A 10522-nucleotide genomic window follows, 5' to 3' on the forward strand; every position below is an offset into this window, starting at 1 on the left:
CCCAAAGAAGACCAGATTTTTGATCTTTTTTTAGGACCTATAAAATCAATGCCTTATGCAACATTTACCTTGGCAATAATCTGTTCTACCAAGTTCACTTCCAACGCCACTTCATCGCACGCATGTTGGCGAGGACACTGATCGCAATCTTTTAGCACCTTCTCAGGTAGCAAAGATTTCGATGTTGGTAAGAAAGCGTGCTTCATAAAGAACTCAGGCGTACGAGTCAGTACAAACACCTTCTTAATGGCCATTTGTCGTGCTTTATCAACCAAATGTTGCACAATTGCCGTACCCTGCCCTTGACCTTGCCAACCCGCTTCAACACCGAGTGAGCGAATTTCAGCTAAGCCTGAATCATAGACATAGAGTGATGCACAGCCCGTCACTTCACCATGATGCTCTGCGACTGCAAACGAGCCAATATCACGCACCAGTTCATTACGAGAACGAGGCAGGTTTTCCCCCATATTGGCCCAATAGGCCACCATGCCTTCCAATGCTTCAATATCGGTCAGACGAGCAGGACGAACCTTGACGATGGAAGTGTCACGCTGTGATAAACGCTTCTCAGCTTGGTCAACCGCGTAAGCCACTTGCTGTGGTGATACACCGCCTAACGCGCTACGTTTTTCAAGACATGATTCAATGGTCAGTATGTCATACACATCCTCTTCAATCACCTCAGAGAACTCTTTCATCTCTGCGATGGTTAAGTCTTCTAATGCGCAGCCTTTAGCAATCGCCGCCACGACCGTCACACCGACAATATGGTGAGCTTCACGGAAAGGAATGCCTTTCGCTACTAGGTAATCAGCCAGTTCAGTGGAGTTAGCGTAGCCTTGTTTCGCCGCTTCAAGCGTACGTTCGCCGTTCACTTTGATGCCGTCAAAACAGAGTGCGGCCATTTCCATACAATCATTCCAAGTGTCTAAAGCGTCGAACAGACCTTCTTTATCTTCTTGCATATCTTTGTTGTACGCCAAAGGCAGTGCTTTCACTGTCATCATCATTGCTGCTAATGAACCGTAAACACGGCCCGTTTTGCCACGGATAAGCTCTAGCGCATCAGGGTTTTTCTTTTGCGGCATCAGAGATGAACCTGACGTCACGGTATCCGCTAACTCGATGAAGTTTGATTCACCAGAGTTGTAGAAAATCATATCTTCTGCAAGACGCGAAAGGTGAAGCATAGAGATAGAAGCAATCGACATCAGCTCCATCACATGGTCACGGTCAGAGACTGAATCTAGAGAGTTACGCGTTGCACGACGGAAACCTAAGTTGTGAGCTAACTCTTCACGGTCCATCGGGTAAGCTGTTCCTGCAAGGGCACCAGAACCCAGCGGACATGTATCTAGACGCTTAATCGCATCATTCAAACGAGAATAGTCACGCTCAAGCATTTCAACGTAAGCCAAGCACCAGTGAGCAAAAGTTACCGGCTGAGCACGTTGCAAGTGAGTGTAGCCAGGAAGCACGGTTTCTTGATGCTGAGAAGCAACGTTGACCATTTGGCTTTGCAGGCGATCCAGTGCCAGTAGCAACTGGTTGCCTTGCTGACGACACCATAGTTTCAGGTCTGTCGCCACTTGGTCATTACGAGAGCGGCCCGTGTGAAGCTTTTTACCCAAATCACCAACCTTGCTGATAAGTTGTTGCTCAACCCAGCTGTGAATATCTTCTGCATCAGAGCGTAGAATCTGTTCAGGATCTTCCATCACCTCAAGTTTTAGCTCATTCAGCGCTAACTCAAGCTTCTGTTGCTCTTCTTCGGTTAATACGTTGACCGACAGTAGAGCTTTAGACCAGGCAATTGAGCCCACAATGTCTTGCTCAGCCAATCGGTAATCAAAACGAAGAGAATCGTTAAAACCTTTGAACCGGGTGTCTGCTGCTTGGGTAAATCTACCGCCCCATAATGCCATTGTGTATCTCCTAATTGCACAGTGCTCACTGTTTTTGCAAATGATAATTCTGATTAAGATTCAGTATTTTTCTGATGGTTTAAACTTACGGCAATTTAAAATGAAAATAAAGTATTAATTCATTATTTCAACATATTTATTCACAAAAAATTCAAGCCATTGATTATTTTCGCGTGGAGAGAGAATTATATGCCATTCAATAGTAAAAACCGAAGCTGAATTATTAGGCGAATTGAAAGCAAAAAGCCCATTCACTAATCAATAGTGAATGGGCTTTGCATAATAATGCCTGTTTACTGACCTTTAATCTTTCATCAAAGGTTAGCTCGCTAACTCAGTATTAGGGTTATTTTTGGCTATTCAGCGCACGGATACGGCTTGATAGCGAGTAAAGGCGGATGAAGCCTTCAGCGTGGCTTTGGTCGTACACTTCATCTTCACCAAAGGTTGCAAACTCTTCTGAATATAAGCTGTTCTCAGAACGCTTCTGAGTCACTGTTGCATGGCCTTTGTAAAGTTTGATCACCACTTCACCATTCACGTCTTGTGCTAGTTCTTCTGTCGCCGCAAGAATTGACTTACATAACGGCGTGAACCAACGACCATCATATACAAGATGAGAAGCTTTAACGCCCAGTTCTTCACGGAATTCGAATGCTGCTTTATCAAGAACCAGTTGCTCTACTGCACGCAGTGCTTCCATCATGATCGTGCCACCTGGGGTTTCGTAACAACCACGAGACTTCATACCAACAAGACGGTTTTCTACGATATCGATACGACCAACACCGTGCTTCGCCCCCTTCTTGTTTAGGTAAACCAGCGCGTTGTATGGTGTCATTGCTTCGCCATCTACCGCTACCACTTCACCTTTTTCAACTTTAAGCGTGACGGTTTCAGATTCGTTTGGCGCCTGCTCTGGATCTACCGTCCAAGCCCAGCAATCTTCATCTGGTGCGTTCCATGTATCTTCAAGAACGCCACCTTCTGTAGAGATGTGCCATGCGTTTGCATCACGCGAGTAAATCTTAGTGAGAGAAGCCGTACAAGGGATGTTACGCTCAGCTAGGTAATCTAGACATTCTTCACGGCTAACTAGATCCCACTCACGCCATGGTGCAATGACGTGTAGGTCTGGTGCTAGTGCTGCGAATGCGCCTTCAAAACGAACTTGGTCATTTCCTTTACCTGTACAGCCGTGACACAGTGCGTCTGCCCCTACTTTACGTGCTACTTCAACCTGTGCTTTCGCAATGATTGGACGAGCCATAGAAGTTCCTAGTAGGTATTTGCCTTCGTAGTAAGCGCCTGTTTTTAGCGTTGGGTAGATGTAATCTGCCACCATCTCTTCTTTAAGGTCAGCGATATAACACTCAGAAGCACCAGAAGCTTTCGCTTTCTCTTCGATACCAATCAACTCTTCGTCGCCTTGACCAACATCCGCGACAAACGCAACCACTTCACAGTCATAGTTCTCTTTTAACCATGGGATGATTACTGATGTGTCTAGACCGCCAGAGTAGGCTACAACAACTTTCTTTACGTTAACTTTGCTCATTTTCTTTCTCCTAGTTTCCATACTGCACATGGCGGTCAGCGTTGGAAATAACTTCATAATTATATGTTTATTTAATTTGTCTAAATTCTTTAAGTAGTCACTCGTCGTGAGCCCTACTGAGGTAAAAACTGTGTTCCTATGCTTTTACCTGAAAACAGTTGTGTTAGCTTTTCTGGATATCGCCAAGTCGCAACTTCGATTGGTCGTCCGAGCTCGTTAGCGGCTTCTAGTGCGGCTTGAACCTTAACGATCATGCCGTCAGTAATCACTTTTCCTGCAATAAGGTCATCGGCTTGTTGTTGATTAAGGCTTGGAATGAGGTGACCTTTGCCATCCAACACACCACTTACATCAGAAAGCAGCACCAGTTCAGCATCAAGTGCGCCAGCAACGGCAACCGCAGCTTGGTCGGCATTGACGTTCATTAGTTGACCTTGGTCAGTCAGACCAATCGAGCTAATGATTGGCAGTGCGCCAACATTAAGAATAGCTTGCAGGACGGTTGAGTCGCCCGGTTCCGCTTTTCCTACTGCACCTAGTTCAGGGTTCAGTTCGCTCACTTTGCATAAACCACCATCTGCTAGACTCAAACCAACGGCATTGATACCGTCTTTAATCGCCTGTCCTTGAAGTAATTTATTCGCCGTACCCGCTAGTGCACCAGCAATCACAGGGATCTGATCATAAGAAGTAACACGTAGCCCCTCTTTCTTTACAGTTTCGAGATTCAGATTATTCATCAAGTCATCAACCAGGTAACCACCGCCGTGAACAATCACGATTGGTCGCTGTGCCTGTTGTTGGTAGTTAGAGATAGCACCAAATAACTTGCTAAGTGTTTCACCACAAGATAGCGCTGCGCCACCTAACTTTATGATTAATGGTTGATTATTAAGGCTCATATCTAGATTCCTTTACACTAATGCAGTCAATGGCGCAAAACCATAACGTAAATTTAAACACTGCATCGCTTGGCTAGATGCACCCTTTAATAAGTTATCGATCGCTGAAACAACGATGATATGCTGTCCCTGAACCTTCCAACCTAAATCGCAGAAAGGTGTCTGTTCTACATCTTGAATTCTTGGCAATGTCTCTTCGAGTAACCTCACCGCAGGTTTACCTTGATAAGCTTGCTTGAAGGCATCTTGTATCTGTTGCTCCGTTACACCTTCAGCCAGTTTCATGGTGATGGTCGCTAAAATGCCACGCTTAAAATTGCCGAGGTGCGGTGTAAAAATTACGTCACGTCCGAGATGAGCAACCATTTCAGGTTGGTGGCGGTGACTGAACACGCCATAAGCCTGCAGACTCACTTCACAGAAGCTGTTAACCATGCTTGCTTTGCGACCGGCACCAGTCACACCACTGGTTGCGTTGATCACTGGCCATTGGGTTTCATCTAATAACTTACTTTCAACTAAAGGCTTAATCGCCAATTGAGAAGCGGTTGGGTAACAACCCGCAACTGCGACCAGTTGAGCTTTTTTAATGTCTTGCTCATTCCACTCAGCTAAACCATAAGCGGCTTTATCAAGCCATTGTTCGTGTTGATGTTCAAAACCGTAAAACTCTTGGTAAAAGTTTTCGCCCTTAACTCTAAAGGCACCGGATAGGTCAAACACTTGGCAATGGTTCTCAAGAAAGATTGGTGCTAGGTCGTGACTGACCTCGTGTGCGGTCGCTAAGAAAATCACATCCGACTGTTTAGCTACTTCTTCCGGATTTGTTAATGGCTGTACTGGCATATCAATCAAGCCAGTTAACTTACCGTGTAGTGCCGCAATAGGTTTACCAGCGTCTACACTATTGGCGGAGACATATAAACCTGATAGCGTGAGATCAGGGTGTCTGTTTATCATTAGAGCCAGTTCTGCTCCTGTGTAGCCGCTTGCGCCAATGATCGTGGTTTTCAACATCTCAACACATCCATTCCAGAGGTAAGTTACATTTCAAATTTGACTATTCATACTTAATTTTTAGCTTTATTTGATTTCTTATGCATTAAATATGATTTAATATGTGTTTTACCGACTTATGGTTTTCCTGTCAATAGTAGAAGTGAAGTTATTATGCAATTACCGAGTTTTCTTGAGGTCTACAAAGGCCTAATTTCCACCGACTCCATTAGCTCAACCGATCCAAGCTGGGATCATGGCAACGAGAAAGTAATCGAAAAAATGGCTCAATGGTTTAAAGACTTAGGCTTTAGAGTTGAAGTCGTGGAAGTCGAGCCCGGCAAGCATAATATGGTCGCTAAGATGGGATCGGGCGAAGGTGGCTTGCTACTCGCAGGACACAGCGACACAGTGCCATTCGATGAAGGACGTTGGAACTTCGACCCTCACGCACTAACAGAACACAACAATCGCTTCTATGGATTAGGCACGGCCGATATGAAAGGCTTTTTCGCTTTCGTTTATGAAGCGGCAAAGAAGATGGATTGGAGCAAACAGACCAAGCCGCTATATGTATTGGCAACCTGTGACGAAGAGACCACCATGTTGGGTGCGCGCCATTTCACTGAAAATGCACCGTTTAAACCGGATTACTGCATTATTGGTGAGCCAACCAGCCTTGTGCCGATTCGTGGTCATAAAGGCCATGTTGCTAATGCTGTGCGAGTAACGGGTAAATCAGGTCACTCTTCTGATCCTGCCTTAGGCATCAATGCTATCGAGATCATGCATGAAGTGTTGTTTGCTTTAATGCAGTTGCGTGACAAATTAGTCAAAGAGTATCACCACCCAGGTTTTGCGATTCCAAGTCCCACGCTAAACCTTGGCCATATTCACGGTGGCGACAGTGCTAACCGTATCTGTGGTTGTTGTGAGCTGCACTACGATGTTCGTCCTTTACCGGGAATCAGCTTAGATGGTTTGGATAACATGCTGCGTAGCGCACTCAAAGAAGTGGAAGCAAAATGGCCGGGCAGAATTGAGATCACGCCTCTGCATGAGCCAATTCCGGGTTACGAGTGCCAACACGACCATCCATTTATCGGCGGTATGGAATCAGTTTGCGAAACTGAATCGCAAACTGTGAACTACTGTACCGAGGCGCCTTTCCTACAAGAGCTGTGTCCAACCTTGGTATTGGGCCCAGGTTCGATTGACCAAGCTCACCAACCGGATGAGTTCTTGAGCTTCGATTTTATCGATCCAACGATTGATGTTCTGAGTAAATCGATCCGTAAATATTGCTTCTAGCTATTACTACCCATTCGATATTTTCCAATAAAAGCCACCTTAAAACGTGGCTTTTATTCTGTTACCCCTGATTTGGATTCAATCTTGTAATTAAATTTCACTTTATTCCGAAGTATTAGAAAATTTACTTCTCCCGCATTTCGAAAGCTAATAATTGCAAACTTAGAATGCTTTATTTGACTAGATACAGCAGTTTTCGCTAGATTGTGTACTTAACAAGGAACAATGGATGTAATTTTTTTACGAGGCAGGATGACAATGAACGAGAAATACGCCGCTCTCAAGAGTAACGTAAGCATGCTGGGACGCTTGCTAGGTAACACAATCCAAGATGCACATGGTGACGTTATCTTAGAGAAAGTGGAAACTATCCGTAAACTTTCCAAATCCGCCCGCGCAGGCAACAAAGCTGACCGTGACAGCCTAGTTGAAGAGATCAAAAACCTGCCGAACGAACAACTCACTCCTGTTGCTCGTGCATTTAACCAATTTCTCAACCTCACCAACATGGCAGAGCAGTACCACACCATCTCTCGTCACTGTGAGGAGCATGTTTGTGAGCCAGACGTGCTGCAATCTCTATTTTCCAAATTAAGCCAAAATAACATCAGTAAGCTAGACGCGGCTCAAGCCGTTCGCGACCTGAACATTGAACTCGTTCTGACTGCGCACCCAACTGAAATCACTCGTCGCACCATGATCAACAAACTGGTTAAGATCAACGAGTGTCTGTCTAAATTAGAGTTAAGCGACCTATCACACAAAGAGCGCGTGAAAACCGAGCGTCGCCTAGAGCAACTTATCGCTCAAGGTTGGCACTCTGATGTGATTCGTCAGCAACGCCCAACACCACTTGATGAAGCTAAGTGGGGCTTTGCAGTTGTTGAAAACTCGCTATGGGAAGCAGTACCTGACTTCCTACGTGAAATGGACGGTCGACTAAAAGGCTACCTGGGTGAAGGCCTGCCAATTGATGCACGCCCAGTGCATTTCTCATCTTGGATGGGTGGTGACCGCGATGGTAACCCATTCGTCACGCACACCATAACTAAAGAAGTACTACGACTTTCTCGCTGGAAAGCCGCTGACCTTTATCTAGCTGACGTAAACGAGCTGATTACTGAACTGTCGATGACTAAGTGTAATGATCAGGTGCGTGAGCTAGCGGGTGATGAACACGAAGCTTACCGCGCGATCCTAAAAAGCCTACGCACCCTGCTTGGAAACACACTAGAAGTCTTAGATGCTGAAATCAAAGATGTAGAAGTCCCCAAGAAAGAAACACTACAGAACATCGACCAACTATGGACGCCGCTTTATGCGTGTTACCAATCACTGCACGAATGTGGCATGGGCGTAATCGCAGACGGTTCTCTACTCGATACCCTGCGTCGCCTAAAAGCATTCGGTGTGCATTTGGTTCGTCTCGATGTTCGTCAAGAAAGTACTCGTCACTCGGATGTACTATCTGAACTGACTCGCTACCTAGGCATTGGTGATTATGACCAGTGGAGTGAGCAAGACAAGATTGCTTTCTTAACCAATGAATTAAGCTCAAAACGCCCACTGCTACCACGCGATTGGGAGCCATCTGAACAGGTTAAAGAAGTTTTAGACACCTGTAAGGTCATTGCCGCTCAACCTCGTGAAGCCTTCGGCGCTTACGTGATTTCTATGGCTCGTACTGCGTCAGATGTACTGGCTGTTCACTTGTTACTACAAGAATGTGGTTGCCCATATCGCATGGATGTATGTCCGTTGTTCGAAACGCTAGACGACTTGAACAACTCAGAAGCCGTAATGAAGCAGCTAATGAGCATCGATTTGTACCGTGGCTTTATCCAGAACCACCAAATGGTGATGATTGGATACTCTGACTCAGCCAAGGATGCTGGCGTAATGTCTGCAGGCTGGGCTCAGTATGATGCGATGGACAAACTGGTTAAGGTTTGTGATGAAGAAGGCATTGAACTGACCCTCTTTCACGGTCGTGGCGGTACAGTCGGTCGTGGTGGTGCGCCAGCACATGCTGCGCTTCTTTCTCAGCCACCCAAGAGCTTAAAAGGCGGTTTACGTGTAACTGAGCAAGGCGAGATGATCCGCTTTAAGCTGGGCTTGCCAGATGTTGCGGTAAACAGCTTCAACCTTTACGCAAGTGCGATTCTAGAAGCGAACCTTCTACCGCCACCAGAGCCTAAACAAGAATGGCGCGACCTAATGGAAGTGCTGTCTCAAGTGTCTTGTGAGGCTTACCGTAAGGTGGTTCGTGGCGAAGAGAAGTTTGTCCCTTACTTCCGTCAAGCGACACCTGAACTAGAGCTAGGCAAACTGCCACTTGGCTCTCGCCCTGCGAAACGTAATCCGAACGGCGGCGTAGAAAGCCTACGTGCGATTCCATGGATTTTCTCTTGGAGCCAAAACCGTTTGGTACTTCCTGCATGGTTAGGCGCTGGTGAAGCGATTCAGTACTCAGTAGACCAAGGCCATCAAGCGCTACTTGAAGAGATGTGTCGCGAATGGCCATTCTTCTCAACCCGCTTGGGTATGTTGGAAATGGTGTACTCGAAGTGCAACATGGAAATCGCTAAGTACTACGACCAACGCCTTGTTGACGAAGAGCTATTACCGTTAGGTGAATTACTGCGTGAACAGCTGCAAAAAGACATCAAAGCAGTGCTGAATGTAGAAAACAACGAAAACTTGATGCAGAGCGACCCTTGGGGACTTGAATCTATACGTCTACGTAACATCTACGTTGAGCCATTGAACATGCTTCAAGCTGAACTACTTTACCGTACTCGTAAGAGTGAAACACCACCAGAAGAGCTAGAAGAAGCGCTCATGGTGACGATTGCAGGCATCGCGGCAGGTATGCGGAACACTGGATAACCAGTCATTAAAACCAAAAAAGGAACAAAAGGTCACTACAAGTGGCCTTTTTATTTTAATAAATCCAATTATTTTAGTTTTTTGTAATTTTTTTGGGTTATTTTGTCCATGTATTCTACTTTATGCTTATTATTTAGATATACTACTGCTCCGCTGCAGAAATACTCCAACATAATAATCTGTAGCAGCTTGGCCAATATACTGGTCGACCTAGGTGATAAACGGCTTTATAAGGTGACATAACCAACGACTAAGTTGGTGCTACTTAAACATAACCAATATAACGTGCCACAAGAAGCACACTTGATGTTTAGGTATTTTGTTTACTGTTTACCATTTGGATCTCAGACATGTCATTACCACACGTAATTCTAACCGTTTTAAGTACACGCGATGCTACTGGTTACGATATCACAAAAGAATTCTCAGCAAGCATTGGTTACTTCTGGAAAGCTAGCCACCAACAAGTTTACCGCGAGCTAAATAAAATGGCTCAAAACGACCAGGTCACTTGTGTGCTTGAACCTCAAGAAGGCAAACCCGATCGTAAGGTTTACTCTATCACTGACGCTGGACGTAGCGCCCTAGGTGAATGGTTTGAACAACCAACTGCACACCCAACCGTTCGTGACGAGTTCTCAGCTAAACTAATGGCTTGTGCTGTACAACCTTGTGACGCATACCGTGTACAACTTGCTGAGTTGGTAGAAGAGTCTCGCAAACTGGTTTCTCATTACAAAGAAATCGAAGCGGCTTACTACGCAACACCATCAACGCTAGACAAGCAAGCTCGCCTAGAACGTCTAACTCTTCGTCGTAACCTACTTCTTCGTGAAGCATGGATAGTGTGGGCTGAAGAGGTACTGTTAGAGCTTGGTACTATCGCTTAAGCTAGAAGCTAGAAGCTAGAAGCTAGAAGCTAGAAGCTAGAAGCTAGA

At 45.5% G+C, this 10522-nt stretch carries 7 protein-coding genes; 3 read left to right on the forward strand and 4 right to left on the reverse strand.

Annotated elements, in window-relative coordinates; genetic code table 11:
* Nucleotides 1-53: 53 nt before the first annotated feature.
* The 4 genes from argH to argC form a co-directional block, all read right to left on the reverse strand.
* The gene (gene argH, locus WR49_RS15855) at nucleotides 54-1928 is read right to left on the reverse strand and encodes an argininosuccinate lyase (protein ID WP_046224658.1); all 1875 of its coding nucleotides are present in this window, start codon (nucleotides 1926-1928) and stop codon (nucleotides 54-56) included.
* Nucleotides 1929-2274: 346 nt separating this feature from the next.
* Complete coding sequence (locus tag WR49_RS15860; protein WP_017055844.1) at nucleotides 2275-3486, reverse strand: argininosuccinate synthase; 1212 nt, start codon at nucleotides 3484-3486, stop codon at nucleotides 2275-2277.
* A gap of 113 nt (nucleotides 3487-3599) precedes the next feature.
* Nucleotides 3600-4388 carry an acetylglutamate kinase gene (gene argB, locus WR49_RS15865; RefSeq protein WP_046224659.1) on the reverse strand — a complete coding sequence of 263 codons (789 nt, stop codon included), beginning with the start codon at nucleotides 4386-4388 and terminating at the stop codon, nucleotides 3600-3602.
* A gap of 12 nt (nucleotides 4389-4400) precedes the next feature.
* Nucleotides 4401-5405, reverse strand: coding sequence for an N-acetyl-gamma-glutamyl-phosphate reductase (argC, locus tag WR49_RS15870; protein WP_046224660.1), 1005 nt, complete (start codon nucleotides 5403-5405; stop codon nucleotides 4401-4403).
* A 153-nt stretch (nucleotides 5406-5558) separates the two neighbouring features.
* On the opposite strand from argC, the gene argE reads away from it, so the two are divergent.
* From argE to WR49_RS15885, 3 genes are all read left to right on the forward strand, one after another.
* Nucleotides 5559-6695, forward strand: coding sequence for an acetylornithine deacetylase (gene argE, locus WR49_RS15875; RefSeq protein ID WP_046224661.1), 1137 nt, complete (start codon nucleotides 5559-5561; stop codon nucleotides 6693-6695).
* Nucleotides 6696-6947: 252 nt separating this feature from the next.
* The gene (ppc, locus tag WR49_RS15880) at nucleotides 6948-9584 is read left to right on the forward strand and encodes a phosphoenolpyruvate carboxylase (protein WP_170960278.1); all 2637 of its coding nucleotides are present in this window, start codon (nucleotides 6948-6950) and stop codon (nucleotides 9582-9584) included.
* 350 nt (nucleotides 9585-9934) lie between these two features.
* Nucleotides 9935-10474, forward strand: coding sequence for a PadR family transcriptional regulator (locus WR49_RS15885; RefSeq protein ID WP_017055849.1), 540 nt, complete (start codon nucleotides 9935-9937; stop codon nucleotides 10472-10474).
* The last annotated feature ends 48 nt before the right edge of the window (nucleotides 10475-10522 follow it).

Origin of the sequence: Vibrio sp. ECSMB14106, from assembly GCF_000972265.1 — a bacterium.
GTDB classification, from domain to species: domain Bacteria; phylum Pseudomonadota; class Gammaproteobacteria; order Enterobacterales; family Vibrionaceae; genus Vibrio; species Vibrio kanaloae.